At 60.6% G+C, this 20,322-nt stretch carries 20 protein-coding genes and 1 tRNA gene (1 of these 21 cut by a window edge); 12 read left to right on the top strand and 9 right to left on the bottom strand.

Annotated elements, in window-relative coordinates; translation table 11 throughout:
- From J5278_RS00935 to J5278_RS00905, 7 genes are all read right to left on the bottom strand, one after another.
- Positions 1 to 207, bottom strand: partial view of a Fur family transcriptional regulator gene (locus J5278_RS00935; RefSeq protein ID WP_209182248.1) — the 5' end (the start) only. The gene continues 222 nt to the left of window position 1, outside the view; 207 of the gene's 429 nt are visible here — the first part of the coding sequence; its start codon is at positions 205 to 207; its stop codon lies off the left edge, out of view.
- Between the two features lie 159 nt (positions 208 to 366).
- Complete coding sequence (locus J5278_RS00930) at positions 367 to 1,224, bottom strand: metal ABC transporter substrate-binding protein (RefSeq protein WP_142830238.1); 858 nt, start codon at positions 1,222 to 1,224, stop codon at positions 367 to 369.
- Positions 1,225 to 1,290: 66 nt separating this feature from the next.
- A complete protein-coding gene (locus J5278_RS00925) occupies positions 1,291 to 2,151 on the bottom strand; it encodes a metal ABC transporter permease (RefSeq protein WP_209182250.1) in 861 nt (286 codons plus the stop codon).
- Positions 2,151 to 2,891: a metal ABC transporter ATP-binding protein gene (locus tag J5278_RS00920; RefSeq protein ID WP_209182252.1), complete on the bottom strand. Its 741-nt coding sequence runs from the start codon at positions 2,889 to 2,891 to the stop codon at positions 2,151 to 2,153. Before J5278_RS00920 ends, J5278_RS00925 begins: the two co-directional genes overlap by 1 nt.
- 232 nt (positions 2,892 to 3,123) lie before the next feature.
- Positions 3,124 to 3,765, bottom strand: coding sequence for a DUF1007 family protein (locus J5278_RS00915; protein ID WP_209182254.1), 642 nt, complete (start codon positions 3,763 to 3,765; stop codon positions 3,124 to 3,126).
- A gap of 177 nt (positions 3,766 to 3,942) precedes the next feature.
- Positions 3,943 to 5,157, bottom strand: a complete 1,215-nt coding sequence (locus J5278_RS00910; RefSeq protein ID WP_247748938.1) for a YcaO-like family protein — start codon at positions 5,155 to 5,157, stop codon at positions 3,943 to 3,945.
- Between the two features lie 68 nt (positions 5,158 to 5,225).
- On the bottom strand, positions 5,226 to 5,714 hold the full coding sequence (locus J5278_RS00905) for a nucleoside deaminase (protein ID WP_209182255.1): 489 nt from the start codon (positions 5,712 to 5,714) through the stop codon (positions 5,226 to 5,228).
- Between the two features lie 116 nt (positions 5,715 to 5,830).
- Between J5278_RS00905 and J5278_RS00900 the strand changes: the two genes are divergently transcribed.
- The 12 genes from J5278_RS00900 (at position 5,831) to eutC (ending at position 19,706) form a co-directional block, all read left to right on the top strand.
- Complete coding sequence (locus tag J5278_RS00900) at positions 5,831 to 6,760, top strand: LysR family transcriptional regulator (RefSeq protein WP_209182257.1); 930 nt, start codon at positions 5,831 to 5,833, stop codon at positions 6,758 to 6,760.
- Between the two features lie 106 nt (positions 6,761 to 6,866).
- Positions 6,867 to 7,856 (top strand): adenosine deaminase, encoded by a 990-nt coding sequence (gene add / locus J5278_RS00895; RefSeq protein ID WP_257623381.1) that lies wholly within the window; start codon positions 6,867 to 6,869, stop codon positions 7,854 to 7,856.
- Complete coding sequence (locus J5278_RS00890; RefSeq protein WP_209182259.1) at positions 7,850 to 8,467, top strand: hypothetical protein; 618 nt, start codon at positions 7,850 to 7,852, stop codon at positions 8,465 to 8,467. Before add ends, J5278_RS00890 begins: the two co-directional genes overlap by 7 nt.
- Positions 8,464 to 9,453, top strand: a complete 990-nt coding sequence (locus tag J5278_RS00885) for a BMP family protein (RefSeq protein ID WP_209182261.1) — start codon at positions 8,464 to 8,466, stop codon at positions 9,451 to 9,453. The genes J5278_RS00890 and J5278_RS00885 overlap by 4 nt, the downstream gene beginning before the upstream one ends.
- An 11-nt stretch (positions 9,454 to 9,464) precedes the next feature.
- A complete protein-coding gene (locus J5278_RS00880) occupies positions 9,465 to 10,976 on the top strand; it encodes a sugar ABC transporter ATP-binding protein (RefSeq protein ID WP_209182263.1) in 1,512 nt (503 codons plus the stop codon).
- On the top strand, positions 10,973 to 12,847 hold the full coding sequence (locus J5278_RS00875) for an adenine deaminase (protein ID WP_209182265.1): 1,875 nt from the start codon (positions 10,973 to 10,975) through the stop codon (positions 12,845 to 12,847). Before J5278_RS00880 ends, J5278_RS00875 begins: the two co-directional genes overlap by 4 nt.
- 8 nt (positions 12,848 to 12,855) lie before the next feature.
- On the top strand, positions 12,856 to 14,112 hold the full coding sequence (locus J5278_RS00870) for an acyl-CoA dehydrogenase family protein (protein ID WP_209182266.1): 1,257 nt from the start codon (positions 12,856 to 12,858) through the stop codon (positions 14,110 to 14,112).
- Complete coding sequence (locus tag J5278_RS00865) at positions 14,109 to 15,194, top strand: ABC transporter permease (protein ID WP_209182268.1); 1,086 nt, start codon at positions 14,109 to 14,111, stop codon at positions 15,192 to 15,194. The genes J5278_RS00870 and J5278_RS00865 overlap by 4 nt, the downstream gene beginning before the upstream one ends.
- Positions 15,191 to 16,105, top strand: coding sequence for an ABC transporter permease (locus J5278_RS00860; RefSeq protein WP_209182270.1), 915 nt, complete (start codon positions 15,191 to 15,193; stop codon positions 16,103 to 16,105). Before J5278_RS00865 ends, J5278_RS00860 begins: the two co-directional genes overlap by 4 nt.
- A gap of 221 nt (positions 16,106 to 16,326) precedes the next feature.
- A complete protein-coding gene (locus tag J5278_RS00855) occupies positions 16,327 to 17,319 on the top strand; it encodes a sterol desaturase family protein (RefSeq protein WP_209182443.1) in 993 nt (330 codons plus the stop codon).
- 198 nt (positions 17,320 to 17,517) lie between these two features.
- Entirely contained in the window at positions 17,518 to 18,921 is a 1,404-nt protein-coding gene (locus tag J5278_RS00850) for an ethanolamine ammonia-lyase subunit EutB (protein ID WP_209182272.1), read from the top strand.
- A complete protein-coding gene (gene eutC, locus J5278_RS00845; protein WP_209182274.1) occupies positions 18,918 to 19,706 on the top strand; it encodes an ethanolamine ammonia-lyase subunit EutC in 789 nt (262 codons plus the stop codon). The genes J5278_RS00850 and eutC overlap by 4 nt, the downstream gene beginning before the upstream one ends.
- A gap of 43 nt (positions 19,707 to 19,749) precedes the next feature.
- Here eutC and J5278_RS00840 read toward each other — a convergent pair whose 3' ends face one another.
- Both J5278_RS00840 and J5278_RS00835 read right to left on the bottom strand, forming a co-directional pair.
- Positions 19,750 to 19,989 carry a hypothetical protein gene (locus tag J5278_RS00840; protein WP_111215837.1) on the bottom strand — a complete coding sequence of 80 codons (240 nt, stop codon included), beginning with the start codon at positions 19,987 to 19,989 and terminating at the stop codon, positions 19,750 to 19,752.
- A gap of 71 nt (positions 19,990 to 20,060) precedes the next feature.
- Positions 20,061 to 20,150: transfer RNA gene (locus J5278_RS00835), tRNA-Ser, on the bottom strand.
- Positions 20,151 to 20,322 lie beyond the last annotated feature (172 nt).

Raw genomic sequence — 20,322 nt, 5'->3', positions numbered from 1 at the left:
GGCGACGAAGGCATTGATGCTTTCGAGGCGATGGACCTTGCCGAAGGCCAGCAGTTTCTCCAGTGCGCGGTAGACCTGAAGCGGTGCCCGGAAGCCGTCGTCACGAAGGCGTTCAAGGATCGTATAGGCGCTGACGGGCTCGTGTGACTTTTCGAGGATGCCGAGCACCAGCGCCTGATTCTTCGTGAGCTTTTCCGGTACGGTCAAATTCTCGTCGCCAATGTTGTTTCTAGCATCCGGTTGTCGCTTGTATCCCTGGATCTACATCAACGAAGCTCCGGGCTCAATCAAGGTGTGGTCGGCGCGACCGGAAATCAATGCCGGACGGTCGACGGTAGCGCCGCAGTTGGCGCTACCGTCGATAGACTATTTCTTCTCCAGTGCGGATGCAATCTGGTTAACGTTATAACGGAACATCTTTACATAAGTGGATGCAGGGCCCTTTTTGTCGGACAGGGCCTCGACATAAAGCTCGCCGCCCGGCTGTGCCTTGGTCGCGGATGCGACCTGCTTGACGAGCTTCGGATCGTTGGAGTTCTCAAAGAAGTAGACCTTGACGTTCTCGGCCTTGATCTGGTCGATGAGTTTGGCGACATCGGCAGCCGATGCCTCGGTCTCTGTCGAAAAGCCGATCGGTGCCAGGAACTTGACCTTGTATTCCCGGCCGAAGTAACCGAATGCGTCGTGGCTTGTGAGAATCTTGCGCTTGTCGTCGGGCACCGGATCAAGCTTTTCATGGGCATAGGCATCGAGAGACTTCAACTGCTTGCGATAGCTCTCTGCGTTCTGCTTGAAGGTCGCAGCGTCTTCCGGATCGGCAGCAGCCAGGGCTTTTTCGATATTATCCACCCAGACCATGACGTTGACCGGGCTGTTCCAGACATGCGGGTCGGTGACGGTCTTGCCGTCTTCTTCCATCGTCCGGGTGTTGATCCCCTCGGAAACGACGATCGGCTTGCCCTTATAGCCGGACGCTGTGATCAGTCGGTCCATCCATCCTTCCAGACCGTCGCCGCTGACGAAGACCAGATCGGCCGCCTTCAGGTTGCGGGCGTCGTCCGGGGATGGTTCGAACTCGTGCGGGTCGCCGTTCGGGCCAACCAGCGTCTTGACCTCGACATTCTTGCCGCCGACCTCGTGGACGACGTCGGCAAGGACCGTGAAGCTTGCAACGACATCCAGCGTCTTTGCCGAAGCCGTTGAGGCCATGGCCGTCAACGCCATCAGCGCTGTGCTGGCGTATGCGATAGTGCGAAGATATGTCACGCTTTCACTCCTGTGTTGGCATCATCAGATGCGGCTCGGAAACAGGCGCCGGACGGCGCCCGAGGGGCAGAACAACAGCGACAGGCAATAGAGGGAGGCGGCGACCAGGATGATCGTCGGTCCCGATGCCAGGCCGAAGTGGAAGGAGACGATCAGTCCGACCAGTCCCGAAAGCGCGGCAACGCATGCCGAAATAGTGAGCATCACCGGCAGGGTTTTCGCCCAGAGCTGTGCGATCGAGGCTGGCAGCATCATCAGGCCGACGGCCATCAGCGTGCCCAGCGCCTGAAAGCCGGCGACAAGGTTGAGGACGACAAGAAACAGGAACAGCACGTGGTAAAACGACCCGTGGCCACGCACCGAGCGTAGGAAACCGGGATCGAAGCACTCGGCCACCAGCGGTCGGTAGACGATTGCAAGCACAATGGCTGTGAATGTTGCGATTCCGCCGACGAAGTAGAGAGCCGTGGCATCGATTGCGAGGATAGTGCCGAACAGCACATGCAGCAGATCGATGTTCGAGCCGCGGAGTGAAACGATCAATACGCCAAGGGCCAGCGATGTGAGGTAGAAGCTGGCAAAACTGGCATCTTCCTTGAGGACAGTGGTGCGGCTGACCAGTCCCGACAGAAGCGCGACAACGAGGCCTGCAACGATGCCGCCGAGACCCATGGCCGGCAGTGACAGGCCACCGGCAATGAGGAAGCCGATGGCCGCTCCTGGCAGGACGGCGTGGCTCATGGCGTCGCCGACAAGGCTCATACGGCGCAGCATCAGCAGGACGCCGACGGGCCCGGAGCCTAGCCCAAGGGCTACGCAGGCGATCAGCGCGCGGCGCATGAAGCCGTATTCGATAAAGGGATGGACAAGGGCTTCGTAGAGCATCACAGGGCTACCGGCTCCGGCTGTTCGATGGAGGCGTTTTCGGCCATGGCGCGCGCTTTCTGCAGGTTTCCGGTTGTCATGGTGCTTTCTGTAGGCCCCCAGCTTACGGCTTCACGGGCCATCAGCAGCGTTTGCGGGAAATGGCTGCGGACCTGCTCGAAATCGTGAAGCACCGCTATGATGGTGCGACCGTCATCGTTCCACTGGTGGATGATCTGCAGCAGGTCACGCGTGGTAGCGGCATCGATAGCGGTGAACGGCTCGTCGAGCACGATCACCTTGGCATCCTGCAGCAGCAATCGCGCAAACAGGACGCGCTGGAACTGGCCGGCAGACAGCGAACCGATATGCTGTCGCTCGAAACCGCCAAGACCGACCGCTTCGAGCGCTGCCCGTCCACGCTCGGCAGTCTCACGCGAAATGCCGCGGAAAGCGCCGCTGCGGTTCCAGGCACCAAGCATGACGGTATCCGCGACGCTCAGGGGAAAATGCCGATCGATCTCGGCCGCCTGCGGCAGGTAACCGAAATCCTTCGGTCGCAGGGCATCGAGATGGATGGCGCCCGACTTGAGCTTGAGGTCGCCCATCAGGCCTTTCAGAAGCGTCGATTTCCCGGCCCCGTTCGGGCCCGCGATGGCGGTCAGGCTTCCCTCTTCGAAGGTCCCGGAGATATTCTTGACCGCCAGGTTCTTTGCATAGGCAATCGAAACGTTTTCAAGGCGGATACGCTGCATCGTCATGGGAGACTTACCGCCCATGCAATAGCCAGCCAGAGCATGGCAAGCAAAATCGCCACGACTAGCAGCCGAGCGACGGAAGAGCGGCCCATCAGCGACCGGCGAAAGGGATCTGAGTTTGGTGACATCGCGATATCCACTGGCATCGATGGTTTGTTATAACATATCATTTTTTCTGTCGACTATAATTTTGGCATCCGAACCGTTTAGCGTGAGCATGCCCGCAAGGTGCGCGTCAGCATTTCATTTCCAGCCGCGTTGCGACGAGCTGCGAGAAGTTCGTGCCCATTGGGTCGTTGAAGAACAGGCTGGTCAGGGTCGCCTGGTTCTGCGCGATGATCTCGTCCGGGTTTGGCCGGACGACCTTGCGGCTGCAGTGGGAAAAGCCGGCGCCCGATGTCGCCATGTCGTTATCGCTGGCGAAATCGACTGCGGTATAAAGTGTCTGGTCGTAGATCCCGAAGATAGCCGTGCCCACCAGCTTGGTCTTGGTCACGGGCTTGAGAGAAAAGGTCAGTATCAGCGCGCCGTCCTTGTAATCGGCCTGTATGGACTCCGGCTTGGCCATGGGGACCGCTTTGCCGTTAACGGTGACGTTGGTGTAGTATTTGTATTGCTCGAGCGAGTTTCGCACCGTCTTGCCGACGGCCAGCAACTCTGATTTGTCGAGCGTGTTGTTTTCGTTCTTGTCGAAGTCCAGAAGCACCGAAGACGAGAAGACATCGTCGAATTTCCAGACGTTGCGAAGCTCAGTCAGTGTTCCGTCCGCCGAGGCGACGGCCTCGAACCTGGCGTCGATAAAGATATGCGGATGGGCAAAGGCTTGGGCGGGTACGCATGCGGCAAATGCTGCCATCAAGATCGTCAAGCGGACCACGAGGTCTCTCCGGGCTAACAGGATAGCGAATGACCGTCGCCGTCTTTTCAATGTTGCGATTTCGACGCGACCGTTGAGCGTTTCAACACTGCAATGGTGGCGACAAGGAGACGACATGGCCTCCCACGCGAAAAGCATTCTGTGCGACTAAGCAGGTCAGAGAGGGCATCTTCTGCGTCAAGCTCCTCCCAGCACGCGGGAAATTGCCCTTCCGCCGAATTTTCGTTTTCGCGCGCCGTCGGGATTTTCGAGTTCCGGCACGAAAATCTTGGCGACGGTTACCGGCATTTCCGGGCCGGATAGAGTAACGGCAACGGCTCTCCCTATCCCCGCCCGCCTCAGCCCGTCGAGTGAAATGGAGAGCAAAACTGCTGGACCACCCGATATCGCTACAGCTTCGATTGGGCGCAGGGCAGGGTCGATCGCAAAGCACTCCAGCGTTTCAACCGGCAGGGGCTGGGTAAAGCAACCGGGATCGATATCGTCGCGGGCGCCGCTGATAAACGTCAAGCGCGATTGCGCGGCTTCGGTAATGGCCCTGATTGCAGCGCGGATCGGATCTGGGTGTGCGCCACTGCCATGGCTGACATCGCGATAAAGCGGCTGGCGTCGCATCGTGATGTCTGCCGGGCCCAAAAGGGCCGAGTAGCAGGGAATTCCGATGTCGCTGGTGATATCGAACATGACGAGTTTCAGCCCGGCTTCGGTGATCTGCCTCTCAAGGCCGGCAATGACGGGGTCGCGGAAGGCGCTGGCGGCGATGCAGCGTCCATGGCGACGCTCGCGGCTTGTCACTTGCCATAAAACATAGGCATCGCGTTCGATCCTTTCCAACAATCCATGCAGCACGGCTTCATCACCGGTGTTGCCGGAGGCAAGGCCGTCCGATGACTGCCAGAACCGGCCCGACTTGGTTCGGTCGAGCACTGCGGCTTCGTAAGGGACATAGGTTGGCTCTCCTGACAGAAGATCGACGCCGGCGATCCATTCGACCGGCTCATCCGGCGCAATGTCGGCTTGTCCGGTGGCAACGAGACCGTCAAGCCGATCAGCCAATGCGCCAGCAGCGGTGAGCGAATTCCAGCTTCCCACGGATTTCTTAACGTCCGGCATGCCGGCGATGGCTCGCTCCAATGCTTCCATGGCAGCCGAGACCTTGGCATCAATATCCGTGATGCCCTTGCCCTGGTTGATGACAATCGAGCGGGCATTGGGTGAGACTGCATTCCAGACGGGAATGCCGATGTTGTCCAGGCCGGTCAGCCTGGAAAGCCGGGTGATGCCGTAGCGCAGCAGCAGCGGCGCAATTCTGCGCAGCGTTTCCTCAGGCGCGCAGCTGCGGTCGGAATAGAGCGATCGCAGGCTTTCGATGTCAATTGAGCTCGATACCAAGGCAACTCCCGTCAGGTCAGCAGGGCTGCGCCCAGAGGCTGCATGGCAGACATTATCGAAAGTTGATGCTACCAGACACCGTCGTGCAATGCGCTGGCTTCCTCGCAAAGAAGAGGCCCGACGACTACAACTTTCCGCTGGCCGGCCGCAAAGACGGTGCGGCAAGGGAGATCAAGCGTTGGGTTTTCCGGATGGTTTCCGGTGATATCCTTCAGCTGACTTTCGCTGAGGCCATAGACGACACGGCCGACGCCTGCCCAATAGGCCGCACCGGAACACATGGCGCAGGGCTCAGCGGAGGTATACATCGTGCAGTCTGCCAGAAACTGGGGCCGGTAGGCCTGCGACGCCCGTGTCATCAGAACGCGCTCGGCATGGCCGGTCATGTCCTGCGTCGGATTATAGGCGTTCTCCTGTTCCAACAGCACCGTGCCATCAGGCCCGGCGAGGATTGCCCCGAACGGATGGTTTCCATTGCTCCGGGCCCGGCTTGCAACCGCAAAGGCATGCCGCAGCAGGCGCTCGTCATTGGCTGCCCAGAAGGCTTGGTCTGTCATGCGATATTCCTTCACGAACGATGAAGATACTTTCGGTGATCGTCCACTGGCTGACAAGAACCCATTTTCGATGCTATCGTGCGAATAAACGCAACGCTCCTGAGGGGGATATCCGCATGCAGCTTATCTCCCAGGCCGCGTTGCTGCTGGACGCGGTGGCGCGTGCAGGCTCTTTCAGACGGGCCGCCGAACGTCTCAACCTTTCTGCATCGGCGATCAACCGGCAGATCCTCCGGCTTGAGGAAGACATCGGGCTTCCACTGTTCGAGCGGCTGCCGCGAGGGATCCGGCCAACGGCTGCTGGCGAGCGCCTGCTGGCCGACATCCGGCGATGGCGGCGGGAACAGGAGCGTGCGGAAGGACAATTGCGTGACCTTAAGGGCCAGCGTCGCGGCTCCATCGCAATCGGGGCAATGGAGTGCTTCGGCAATACACTTCTTCCGGACGTGATCAAGAAGCTCCACAGCGTCAATCCGCTTATTGAAGTCAGCGTACTGATCGGCGGCACAGACGAACTGCTGCGCAAGCTCAATCTCAAGGAACTCGATTTCGCGCTGCTGTTCAATCCGCCGCACAGGATAGCCTCGGATGCCGTTCGGCTGCTAAATGCACGTCCTGGGCTGGTCATGGCGGCAAACCATCCGCTTGCGCTGTCTCAAAGCCTCCGATTGGCTGACTGCTTGCAGTATGGCTTTGTCTTGCCAGACCAGTCTCTTGGCATCCGCGAATTCATCGACAAGGCTTTCGTCGACCTCGGGGTCGAGTTTGCCGGCATGGTCAGCACCAACTCGATCGCCCTGATCAAGTCTATGGTCAAGCTGGGGCAAACCATGGCTGTGCTGAGCATTTTCGATGTCTACGGAGAGCTGGTGCGCGGAGAGCTGGCTTTCGCCACTATCGAGGACCGCAACATCGAAGACGAGATTCTCGCCATCTGTGCTCCGGTCAATCGACCAACCTCGGCAGCGGCCCAGATGATGATCGATCTGGTCGACGAAAGCCTGCGTTCTATCCGCCAGCCCAGTCGGGCGGGCTCGCAGATCTGAGCGTTGCGTTTTTTCGCACGGTGCATGCGCAAATCAATTCTTGTTCAGCACGTGCACCGGTGAAATTCTCTTGCTCGCAAGAGTATCCATCGCATCGGAAACACGCGTGCCCCTGAATTTCAGAACTTTGCCCAAGGCAGAGATCCACATTCATCTTGAAGGCTGTTTTGACACGGCGACGATTGTCAGTCTGGCCGCTGAAAACAACGTGCCTTTACCGCGCCCCGAAGCCGAACTGCTTAAGTTCGACGGCCTCTCCGACTTTCTAGACTTTCTCGATTTCATCTGTGGCCTTTGCCGTACGCAAGAGCAGCTGGCGAGGGCGGCCTACGCCTTTTGCGAGCGAATGCGGGATGCAGGCACCGGATATGCCGATGTCATTGTCAATCCGACCCACTGGAGTGCGTGGAAGGGAAACCTCGGTGGCATGATCCACGGGCTTGACGCGGGCTTTGCTGCTGCTGAAGCGGATGGCCTGCCGCCCGTCGGCCTGTGCATCAGCCTGCTGCGCCAGCAGAGTGCGGCGGAGGCTGTCGAAGTGGTCGAGGAACTTGGCCGCTTGCGCCACCCTCGGGTCGTAGCGCTTTCGGTCGATGGCAACGAGGCTGCAGCGGGCAGGACCGGCGAGAAATTTGCCGAAGCTTTCCGGCTCGCCGGCAGGATCGGCCTGAAGCGGACAGCGCATGCGGGTGAATCCAGCGGCCCTGATGGCGTCAGGGATGCCATTTTCCTGCTTGAGGCCGACCGTATCGACCACGGGGTCCGCGCTATCGAAGATGCGGAACTGATGACGATCCTCGTCGACCGGCAGATCGCGCTGGGCGTTTGCCCAACATCCAACCTGACGCTCGGGCTCTATCCCGATCTTGGCGCCCACCCGCTCGAACGGCTGCGCAAGGCGGGCGTCCCCGTCTCTGTCAACACCGACGATCCCGCATTGCTGGCGACAGATCTTCCGGATGAGATAGCTGGCTGTGCGGCGGCCTACAGCTGGGACAAGGAAACCTGCCGGGCCGTGGCTGCAACCTCCATCAATGCTTCCTTCGCCAATCCCGACATCAAGGCCCGCCTGCTGAAGGATCTCGGCGCATGGTAGCCCGCGGCGCGGTATTCGGCTTCCTGCTGGCATTTAGCTGCGGACAGGCGCAGGCGGCCGAACTCGATCTTGCCGCATGGGCAAGGGCGCTGCCGCAGCATTTTACGGTGTCGGGTGTAAAGAACGAGCCGACCTATCTCGCCGCCATCGATATCGCCCGCGCCGGTGATATTTTCACCATCCGGGGTGGAGCGCCCGCGTGGATGGAGCGTTCTGTCGAGGCGGTCCGTGTCTCTGACGATGGCGCCATAACTCATGACATCTGCCCGGTCGGCATGGATTGCCGTCAAGTGAGCCGGCCAGCCGGCTTCCTCTCCGGCGCTGCACTGCTGTCGGCATCGAGACGCGGCCTGCTGCACGGCACCGCCATGCCAGAGGCCTACGGAGTATTTGAGGTCGTCTGCATTCCGGGCGAGCAACTGTCGATCAAGGATCCGATCCTCGATCCCTGTTTCGAAATCCGAAGCGGTGCAGCGATTGCCGAGAAACATCGCACCAGTCACCGTTTCGACGGTCCGTCTCTCGATCCTGTCTCTTTGCGCATCCAGATCACGTCCTCCGAGCCTGCAGCCTCACCATCCTCTCTCCTCCCAAAGGATAACGCTTCATGATTTCCCTTCGCACTCTCGGCCTCGCCGCAGCCCTGACTGTCTCCGGGCTTTTTGCCTCCACCGCCTTTGCCGATCCGCTGAAAGTCGTGTTGCTGGTTCCGGGCCATGCCAATGATGGCTCGTTCAACCAGGTGGCGCGCGAGGCGGCTGAGAAGCTGCAGAAGAGCGGCGACATCAAGTTCGAGTTGCGTGAAGCGATGGCCGATCCGAGCCAGTCCGAGCCGGTGATCCGTCAATACGCCGCGAAGGGCTACGACCTCATCATCGGCCACGGCATCGAGCTCTCCGAGCCGATCCTGAAGATAGCCAAGGATTACCCGAAGGTGCATTTTGCCGCCTCTGGAGGTCCCGATCTCGCCGATCGCCTTTTGCCGAATGCCGATGGCTGGACTTACGACTTCGGCCAGCAGGGTTATCTCGGAGGCTTCATTGCCGGCAAGATGGCCGGCGTCGAGACCGTCGGAATGGTCGGCGGACCGGAGCTCGCTTTCGTCAAGGCGTCGCATAACGGCTTCAAGCAGGGACTGAAGGAAGGTAATCCGGCTGCAAAGACGATCGAAACCTACACGGGCTCGTTCGACGATGCGCAGAAGGCCGCCGAGGTCACCCGCGGCATGATCGCCCAAGGCGCAAAGCTCGTCTGGACGTCCGGCGACGGGATCGGCAATGGCGTGGCTGCCGCCGCCGTGCAGGACGGGGCCGTGACCATCGGCGTCACCGGCGAAGCCGGCGGAAATGCCGCCAAGGTCAATGTCGCCAGCATCGTGCTCGATATGTACCCGACCTACAAGACCTATGTCGACGACATCAAGGCAGGCACTTTCGGAAAGAAATTCCTGGTTTCCGGCATCGCCAACAAGGGCCTGGTCATGACGAAGATCAACGCTGTCGGCGAAAAGCTGCCGGACGACCTCAACAAGCAGGTCGACGCGCTTGTTGCCGATCTTGCCTCCGGCAAGGTGAAGCTGCCGAACTTCTTCCAGTAGGACCGATGCGTTTGACCTCTGCCCCGATCATAGCCAACGCCGTCACCAAGCGCTTCGGCGCGCTGACGGCGCTCGACCAGGCCTCGATCACGCTCCGGCGTGGCGAGGTTTCGGCGATTGTCGGCGAAAACGGGGCAGGCAAATCTACCCTTGCCAAGATCATCGCGGGCATCCTTCCGGCAGACCAGGCAGCTATCATCAGCAATGGTGTGCCGGTTGCCACATGGTCGCGGCGGGAGGCGGTCGGTGCGGGCATTGCGTTCGTGCCGCAGAACCTGTCTTTCATTCCGACATTGACGATCGTTGAAAACCATCTGCTGGCCGAAAAGGGCTGGCGTCTGCAGCGAAAGTCGGCCGCTTACGCGCTTGGGCGCGCAGCCGAGGAAATGGGCGTCTCGCTCAATCTCACTGTCCCGGTCGAGTCATTGAGCCTTGCCGAGCGGCAGATGGGAGAGATCGTCTCTGCCGTTGCCGGCGGTGCAAAGATACTGTTGCTCGACGAGCCGACATCTTCTCTCGGTCCCGTGGAGGTCAGGCAACTCATTGCCACCATCCGTCGTCTCTGTTCAGGTGGAACGACGATTGGCCTGGTGACCCACCGTATCTCGGAGGTCATGGAAGGCGCCGATCATATCACCGTGCTGCGCGCCGGAAGGGTCGTTCTCGACGGCATCACCGCAGGGCTGAATTCCGATGCGATCGCCCGACTGATGGTAGGCGATCGGGATCGTCGTCCTCCGGCACGCAAGCCTGTGACATCGGACTGGAAGCGCCTTGAAGTCTCGGGTCTCGGCGTCAGGGGAGAGAGCCAGCCCATCCTGACCGAGCTCTCTTTTTCAGTGCGCCAGGGTGAAGTCCTGGCGGTTGCCGGCGTCTCGGGGGCAATGCAGCCGGCATTGGCGCAATGCCTTGCCGGGTTGCGAAAACCCGATGCCGGGACGATCCGCCTCGATGGCAGGGACACCACCGGCGATGCCGCGCGTGCTGCGGCATCTGGGCTTGCCTACATCCAGGAAGACCGTCTGGAAGGCGTTGCGCCCGATCTGGCGAATTCTGAAAATGCCAGTCTGTTCCGCCTCGGGCAGCCCGGCTTCCGCCGCTTTGCGATGCGCAACCGCGCTGCCGAGCGCGCGCTTGGCGAGGCCATCATTGCCGATTTCAACGTCCAGCCGCCCAATCCGGATCTCGCATCGGGAGGGCTGTCCGGCGGCAATCTGCAGAAATTGCTGGTTGGACGCGAACTCGAGTGCAAGCCGGGCATCATCATCGCCCACGGCCCGACGCAGGGGCTCGATCTTGCCGCCGCCGCGTCGATCCGGACGGCAATCGTCAGGGCCGCAGCCGAAGGTGCCGCTGTCGTCGTGATTTCGGCCGATCTCGATGAGCTTCTGGAAATGGGCCATCGCATGATCGTGCTTGCCAATGGCCGCATCACCGCCGAATTCGATCTCGACACTCAGGTGGACATGACTGCGCTCGGGCAGGCGATGATCGACAATAAAACTCTGGAGACCGCCGTATGAGTGATGTGAAGATCGATTTTCCGGCGACCGGAGCTGGCCTTGCCCCGACCGTTGCCGAGCTGATGAGGATGCGCCTTGTCGCCGCCGGCAAGGAAAGGCCGGACATGATCATTCGCGGCGGCAAGGTGCTGGCGCTGCATATTGGCGAAGTCATGGAGCGCGACGTCGTCATTTCCGGCCGTCACATCGCCGCTGTGACGCCGGTCGGCTATTTCGATGCCGACGAGATCGTTGATGCATCAGGCTATTTCGTCGCGCCGACCTTTATCGATACGCATCTGCACATAGAGTATACCAAGCTGGTGCCGGGCGAGCTGGCCCGCCTGTCGGTGCCGCGTGGCACGACGCTGGTTCTGGCCGATGCCAATTGTATTGCCAATGTGCTGGGCGAGGAAGGCCTCGACTTCATGGGCGAGACCAGCACGCCGCTGCGGATCCTCCGCCAAGTCTCCCACAAGGTGCCGCAGGCGCCCGATCTCGAGCTTGGCGGCGCTCATCTGACGACAGAGCAGATCGCCGCCCGCGTCCAGCGTCCGGATGCCGCAACGCTCGGCGAATCCAATCCGTTCAATCTCGATGAGAGTTCCGCGCGGAAGGCCGTTGCAGCGATTACCGCCGGCAAGCGCATCACCGGCCATACGGCACTGCTGGAAAACGAGCCTCTATGGAGCTATCTCGCCGGCGGCGTCAGCGACGACCACAATGCCCATATGACCAAGGATGTCGTCGAGCGCTTGCGCCTCGGCACCATGCTGACCGTCATGGCCGGCAGCATGAACGACAACGTTCCTCACGTCTTCGCCGATATCCCGGCCCTGAAGGACGGGCTCTTCCACATTTCGTTCTGCGCCGACGACAAGCTGGTCGAGGACCTCGATCGTGAGGGACATATCGACCATCACGTTCGCCAGGCGATTGCCTGCGGCGTCGAGCCGCTGAAGGCCTGGCGCATGGCCACCCTTTCTGCCGCTTCCTACTACCGGCTCGATCACCTGCTAGGGTCGATCACGCCCAGTCGCCTCGCCGATATCCAACTCGTCGACGATCTCGCCGAAGCACGGCCTCATCTCGTGATCGTCGGCGGCAAGATCGTGGCTCGCGACGGTCAGCCGCTTTTCGAAAATACCGACCCGGTGCCGGCTTTCACGCGCAACACCGTCTATCTGCATCCGGATATCGATGCCCAATCCTTTGCGACGGAAGCAAAGGGCGACAAGGCCTGGGTGCAGGCCATGGAAATGTACGACGGCTACTTCAAGCGTGCCTTTCACGCGGAGCTTGATGTGATCGACGGCATCGTCCAGTGCGATGTCGAGCGGGATATCCTGAAAGTCGCAATTGTCGACCGCCACCACGCCACCGAGACGGTCGGCGTCGGTTTCGTCAAGGGGTTTGGCCTCAAGCGGGGCGCGATTGCCGCCACTACCAATTGCGAAAACCAGAATCTGGTGATTGTCGGCACCTCCGACGAGGAGATGGAGCTTGCGACCCGCGCCATCGAGCGGATCGGCGGTGGTTACGTGACCGTTGCCGAGGGCCAGGTCCTGGCCAGCGTGCCGCTGGCGGTGGCCGGTTGCATGAGCGACCAGCCTTGGGAGAAGGTGCGGGACCAGTCACTCGCCTGCGACGCGGCAACGCGCACCATCGGCTGCACGATGCGGGCCCCGTTCCTGATCATGTCGTTTATCGGTCTTGTCGGCGTTCCAGATCTGGGGCTGACCGAGCGCGGCCTGGTCGAAACGAAAACGCAGACGTTCACAGATCTGGTCCTGGGTCTCGAGGGCGGCATGGTATGCTGCCGTTGCCCAAGCCATGCTCACGAGGTTCACAGGATGATGGATGCCGTCGGCTTCCAGGCCGTGGAGGTCTAAGGCGCCGTATGCAAAAAGCACCCACAAATCTCCCGCCGCTGCTCGGCGCCGCCTTTCCGCCAAACGGCATCGCGGTGGAATACATCTCCGACCTTCTTACCCTGCAGGCGGTGCTGGACGACGAGATCGCACCCCTGGCCGCCGAAACCGACCGGGTAGGCCGGTACCCGACAAAATCCATCGCAGCCTTGAAACGTTCGGGATTTTTGAAATCCGCCGTCCCCGTCGCTTTCGGGGGACGCGCCGTGCCCCATCGCGTCTCCATGGAGGCGCAGTTGCGTATCGCCATCGCCGATTCCGCAGTCGCCCAAATCTACAAGGTGCATGACGAGATCGTCCGCGAAATCCTGACCTACTGCCCGGCGGATCTGAAGCCACGCCTGTCACGCGCCATCGTCGAGGATAACGCCATTATCGGGCTTGCCGTTGCGGAGGCCGGCCGCAAGGTCGACGACCCCATGACGACGACGGCAACGCCAGCGACCGACGGCGGATTTATCGTTCACGGACGCAAGATATACACGACTGGCGCGGCTGGAGCCGACTACATCGCAACCTGGGCCTACAATGCGGCAGCTCCGGGCGTTGCCGCCAATCCTCTGGCCGGCATGCAGCTCAACCTGATCCCGCCAACGGCTCCGGGCATTACCATCCACCGCGATTGGGATGCCCTCGGCCAGCGCGGCACCGATTCGGGCACGATCACCTTCGACAACGTCAAGACTGACCCTCTTTGGAACGCTACCATTCCCGGCCTGTTTTCTCCGTCCCACGCATCGCTTCGCTATCAGGTCGGCTTTGCAGCCATCATGATCGGAATTGGGATTGCCGCCTTGCGCGAGGCGGCGGGCTTTGTGGCCTCAAGCAGTCGCCCGTGGCCATCGGCCGGCGTCGACAATGCTGCCGACGATCCGCACACGCGCAAGATCATGGGCGAATTGACTGCAGGCCTCTCTGCAGCCTACGCACTTATGCTGATGTCGGCGGATCTGCTCGATGCCTTCGAGCGCGGGGAGGTCAGCCGGGCGGAACTTGCCATCCCGGTCTATGCGGCAAAGGCCGCCGCCAACAAGGCGGCACTCGAGGCAACATCAGAAATCTTCACGCTGATGGGGACGCGCGCGGCAGGCCGCAAAAACGGTTTCGATCGCCATTGGCGCAATGCCCGCATCCTGTCCCTGCACGACCCGGTATCCTGGAAATATGCCGAGATCGGGCGCCACGTGCTGACCGGGTGGGAACCCGATCCGGGCCTTTACCAATGATCTCGCAACTGCTGAAACCGGCAACGCTTCAGATGCGGGCGATCCTTGCTATCGTGCTGGTCGCGGTTGCCCTGGCGCTGTTGATTACGCTCGCCGGTGCCAATCCGCTCGATGCGATCGCGGCCCTCTTCAGTGGGGCTTTCGGCGAACCCTATGTCCTTGCCGAAACGCTGGTGACGGCCACGCCGCTTGCCATCGTCGCCCTCGGCGTCATGCCGGCGCTCCGATCCGGCTTGTTCACCATCGGCTCGCAGGGCCAACTGGTGGCAGGTGCCGCACTCTCCACGGCGGTCATCCAGGCCAATGCCGGTGCAAGTGCGCCCGTGCTTTTGATCCTGGGCTGCCTGTCCGGCATGGCTGGAGGTTTGCTTTTTGCCCTATTGCCCGCTCTCCTGCGCGCCTACATGCACGTCAACGAAATCCTGTCGACACTGCTGTTAAATTACATTGCCGGCTATGGGCTTGTCTGGGTGCTGAAAGGGCCGTTGCGTTCATCGATGCAGACCGCGACGCCGCGCAGCGATGCGTTGCCGGACACTGCGCTGATCGGCACTCTTGTCGATGGCACGCGGCTGCACCTCGGCGTTTTCGCTGTCCTGGTTCTGGCGGTCGCCCTGTGGTTCTGGACCCGAACGCGTTCCGGCCTTGTCTATTCCCTCTTCGCCAGCCGACCACACCTCGCCGCGCGCCTTGGCCTGTCGCCGGCAAGGGCCGTGGTCAGGCCGATGCTGTTTTCGGGCGCCGCCGCCGGGCTTGCCGGCTGGATCCAGGTGGCGGGCGTCGCCCACACACTGTATCCGAGCGTCGATGGCGGGCTCGGATTTTCCGGTATTCTCGTGGCCGTCCTTGGCGGCCTCAACCCACTCGGCATCGTCATTGCGGCAATCCTCTTCGGCGCTTTGTCGACGGGCGCGCAGGGCATGCAGATTGGCACGTCGGTGCCGGCGGCGATTGCTATCGTCGCCCAAGGTTTCGTCCTGCTGGCCGTGACCCTCGCTGTCGGTAAAAATGTCGGTACAGCGAGCGCGGCGCCGCCCATGGAAAAGAGACCGGCGTCCGAAGCCGCAGGAGCCAATCCATGAGCTGGTCCGATCTGGTCTTCTGGCAAATCGTCCTTGGCGGCACCCTTCGGCTGGCGACGCCTATCTTCCTAGCGGCGCTCGGCGAGATGATTACTGAACGAAGCGGCACGATCAATCTTGGCATCGATGGCATCATGACTGCCGGCGCCTTCAGCGCGGTGGTCTGCGCCAGTATCGCCGGCTGGCAGGGCGGGCTGCTCGGAGCCGTTATTACGGGCACCCTCTACGGGTCGGTGATCGCCTTGTCAGTGGTCAAAGGTGGGGCCAACCAGATCATCACTGGCATCGCGATTTCGCTGATAGGCTCTGGGCTCACTTCATTTCTGTTCCAGCTTTGGCAGCCTTCAGGCCAGAGCATGATGTTCGTGCCGCTGGCGCCTAATATCACCATACCTTTCCTCAGCGACCTGCCCTTTATCGGCCCCATCCTGTTCAAGCAGAACCTCATAACCTACGCTGCACTGGTCCTTCTCATGGCTGCCATATGGCTGATGAATTTCACGCGCGTCGGCCTCGTCCTTCGAGCTGTCGGCGACGGGGCGGCTGCTTCCGCTGTTCGCGGCATCGATACCGATCGCGTGCGAATGGTTGCCATCATCGTCGGTGCCGCCCTCATGGGGCTCGGTGGCGCAGCGATCACCATCGGCTTTCTCGGCTCTTTCAACGATGGCCTCACCAATGGCCGGGGCTATGTCGCCCTGGCAGTCGTGATCATCGGTCGCTGGTCGCCGGTTGGCGCCGTTCTCGGTGCATTCCTGTTTGCCTTCTTCGATAGCCTTGGCCTCAGGGCCCAGAGCGGCATGGGTTTCCTGCCAAACGAGGTCTTTTCGATCCTGCCATACGCGATGACGCTTCTGGTGCTGATCTTCACGGCCCGCTCGAAGATTGCCCCGCGCGAACTCGGTAGATGATTGGCAGCCTCTGGTGCCGGTCAGAAAACCAAGGTGCTACCTCGCCGGGAGAGTCGTGGCTTTCGCACATCGGGCGTCGATCAAAAATGTGTTAGATCGGCTTGGCGTGAGGGTGCGGCCTTTGAAAATGGGATTTCTTCGGTATAGGAATTGATCGCAAGCGATGCAGGACCGAGGACGATGAAAAGATGACATTTGCGCCCGAGACTGCCGCGACCGAGATGGACCGAAAAGCGCATGGCTTGATCTATACGACGATCTCCAGCCTGCTGTGGCCGTCCTTTTTCATCGGCGGTCTGATCGGCTCCTATTTCGCCTTCAAGACCTCGGTTCCGCTGTTATGGTTCAACGTCGTTTATCTGACGGTCGTCATTCTCATCAGTCTTTCCGAACGCTTGATGCCCTACGAGCAGACCTGGCTGCGCCGGGACGGCGAGACTTTCAACGATTTCGCCCATACGCTGCTCAACAAGGGTGGTGTCCAGATCGTCGCAGCCATCGGCACCTCCTTTCCAATGGCCGTCGCCACCGTCGCCCAGCCTTTGTTCAGTCCGCCGACGTTTCTCTGGCCCCATAATGCACCATTGTTTCTGCAGGTCATTCTCGGGCTGATTGTTGCCGAATTCGGCCTCTACATCGCCCACCGGGTTGCCCACGAAAACCTGTCGCTCTGGCGTTTCCACGCACTGCACCACAGCGTTGAGCGCCTCTGGGTGATCAATACCGGCCGCTTTCATTTCATCGATTCGCTGCTGAAGATCGCGCTCAGCCAGATCCCGCTCTACCTGCTCGGCGCGCCACTGCCTGTCTTCCTGTGGATCGGTGCGGTCACCGCCTTTGTCGGGCTGCTGACCCACTGCAACATCGATGTCAGGACCGGTCCGCTCGACTGGATACTCAGCACGCCGCGCCTGCATCGCTGGCACCATTCCAGGCTGCTCGCCGAAGGCAACACGAATTATGGTGAAAACCTTGTTCTCTGGGACCAGATCTTCGGCACCTACTATAACCCGCCCCGCCCGTCCTCTGTGAACATCGGAATCAGCGGCAAGGTCGCCAAGGGGTTTCGTGCGCAACTCGCCCAGCCCTTTTCCGCTAAGGGGCGCCGGCAGATCATCGGCAAGGCCCCGAAGCCGACCGACGTCGTGCCGCCCGTTCTGCAAAGCGACTTTGCCAGGCTGGCAAGAAGGCTGCGACTGACCGGCCGCAAATGAATGGCTGACCGGCAGGATGCGGGTGACGCATTTCTGAATTATTTTAGATCTGATGCCCTCTAAATAGGCATATTAAGGTCCAGATACAGCGGCTCTACATTTTATGCATATCAGCCCCGCATATGGCAGTCTTTCCCTTGGCCTAGGGTGGACGCTACTGTCGGCTCAAATCTTGATAGAAGTCCGGGGCGCGAACTTATGGCTTATACGATGACGGCCGGCGGCCAGCGCTTTCGGTTCGACGATCTGAAAGATGTTTTGGCCGTGGCGTCGCCGGCCCGGTCTGGTGATGCTCTTGCGGGGATAGCGGCGCAGTCGGATGTCCAGCGCTTCGCGGCCAAGATGTGCCTCGCCGACCTGCCGCTCTCCACCTTCCTGAACGAGGCCGTCATTGCTTATGAGAATGACGAGATCACGCGGCTGATTATCGACAGCCACGATGCTGATGCCTTTCGACCGATCGCCAGCCTGACGGTGGGCGATTTCAGAAACTGGCTCCTGTCCGAACAGGCGACCCCGGCAGCCTTGAAGGCCATCGCGCCTGCCGTGACGCCGGAGATGGCAGCGGCAGTCTCGAAGCTGATGCGCAATCAGGATCTGATCCTCGCCGCAAAGAAATGCAACACGCCGACGGCTTTCCGCAACACGCTGGGACTTCCCGGCAGGATGGCAGTGCGCCTTCAGCCCAATCATCCAACGGACGACCTCAAAGGAATCCTCGCCTCGACCATCGACGGGCTCCTTTACGGCTGTGGGGATGCCGTGATCGGCATCAATCCCGCCAGCGACAATCCCGCAGTCCTCTCCGGCATCCTGCGGATGCTCGCCGAATTGATCGAGCGCTTCTTGATCCCGACGCAGACCTGCGTCCTGACGCATGTGACCTCTTCGATAGAGATGATCAATGCCGGCGCGCCGGTCGACCTAATCTTCCAGTCGGTGGCCGGTAGCCAGAAGGCCAACAGCTCGTTCGGCATAGATTTGAAAGTTCTGCAGGAGGGGCTGGATGCCGGGCGATCCCTGAACCGAGGCACTGTCGGCAACAATTGCATGTACTTCGAGACCGGCCAGGGGTCGGCTTTGTCTGCAGATGCCCATTTCGGCGTCGACCAGCAGACGATGGAGGCCCGCGCCTATGCCGTCTGCCGGCAGTTCGAGCCACTTTTGGTCAACACGGTGGTCGGTTTTATCGGCCCTGAATATCTCTACAACGGGAAGCAGATCATTCGCGCCGGGCTGGAAGACCATTTCTGCGGCAAGTTGATGGGCCTGCCGATCGGTGCCGACATCTGCTACACCAACCATGCCGATGCCGATCAGGACGACATGGACACGCTGCTGACCCTGCTGGCGACGGCCGGCGTAAATTTCGTCATCGGTGTTCCCGGTGCCGACGATATCATGTTGAACTATCAGTCGACGTCGTTTCACGATCAGCTTTATGTACGCGAACTTCTGGGCCTTAAACGGGCTCCTGAATTCGAGTCATGGCTGCAAAGCAGCGGTATCAGCGATGCCGATGGCCGGCTTCTGCCGCAAAGCGCTTCGAATAACGCGTTGATGTCGCTTGCCGAAGATACGATGATGGGAGCGGCAGCATGAGCAACGGTGACATCCCGGCCGGACGTCGCGCCTCGCTTGCAAACACCGATGGTTGGACCGGGTTGAAGAGCCACACCACCGCCCGCATAGCGCTCGGCCGCGCCGGCGCGTCGTTGCCGACATCGGAAGTCCTGAATTTCGGCCTGGCCCATGCACAGGCAAAGGACGCGGTGCATCTGGCATTCGACGCCGCTGCCATAGCGGCGATTGTCAAGTCGATGGGGCTCGAGCCGTTGCTCGTGGAAAGCGCAGCACCCAGCCGCGAAAGTTATCTGCGGCGGCCGGACCTCGGACGACGGCTTGCAGACGAAAGTCGGGCCAGGCTTTTCGCCGATCGGCAAGAAGGAGCGGATATCGGCATTGTCATCGGCGATGGTTTGTCGGCCACTGCAATCCACCGCAATGTTGAACCTTTGCTGAGGGCATTGACGCCGATATTGCGCGTTAAACATCTGGCGGTTTCGCCGGTTACCATCGCGCGCAATGCCCGCGTTGCTCTTGCCGACGAGGTCGGGGTGGCGCTCGGTGTCCGCTGCGTGCTGATGCTGATCGGCGAGCGGCCTGGCTTGTCGTCTCCCGACAGCATCGGCGCCTATCTGACCTTCGATCCGCGCGTCGGAAAGAACGATGCCGACCGAAACTGCGTCTCTAACATCCGGCCCGGCGGTCTGTCTTTCGGGGAAGCGGCCCACAAGCTGGTCTGGTTGATCGAGGAAGCGTTCCGCGTGCAGGCGACAGGGGTACAATTGAAAGACAACAGTCCGACATTTGTTCTGCTGGGATAGACCGCGTGCCCCTACGGAGTGTGTGAACGACGCTAGGCTTCCATCAATTGTGCGCTGGCTCCGTGATGGCGCGGAAAGGGAATTTGCGGCCACAATGGCAGCGGATGATCGAGCTTTCCTGAAATTTCGAGGCACGTTGCTCGTAGAAGCCACGCGGCATCACATCGATCGCAAAACCAGGGTTTTTCCGGTTGCGGTCGTCGTCCTCGGATGCTTCGGCAAAACCGGAATGTCCGCATTGAGGACAGATGAGCTTTTTTGAAAAGCGGTCGCGCGCGGCCATGTTAGTCTCCGATGTCGCCCCCGGCAGCTCGCACCTCACCGGGGTATCGACAATGCCATCAATCGAAGGGATGGCGGACAAGGTGGGATTCGAACCCACGGTACGCTTTCACGCACACACGCGTTCCAGGCGTGCGCCTTAAACCACTCGGCCACCTGTCCATCTGCACTTCGCATCCGGTAAAGGAGCAATCGTGGGAACGGCGCGATATATACCGAGGAACGCGCGGGGATCAACCCCATAAGCAAGAGTATTTTCGACTTCTCTGCACAAACCGTCCTCCAATGCTCATTGCGCAGATAGCGGCTCTGACATATCCATGGCAGGGGGTGG

This window comes from Rhizobium sp. B21/90 (assembly GCF_019355815.1).
Lineage (GTDB): Bacteria > Pseudomonadota > Alphaproteobacteria > Rhizobiales > Rhizobiaceae > Rhizobium > Rhizobium rhododendri.
Note: the sequence above shows the minus strand (reverse complement) of the source record. Positions and strands in the feature narration are given on the sequence as shown.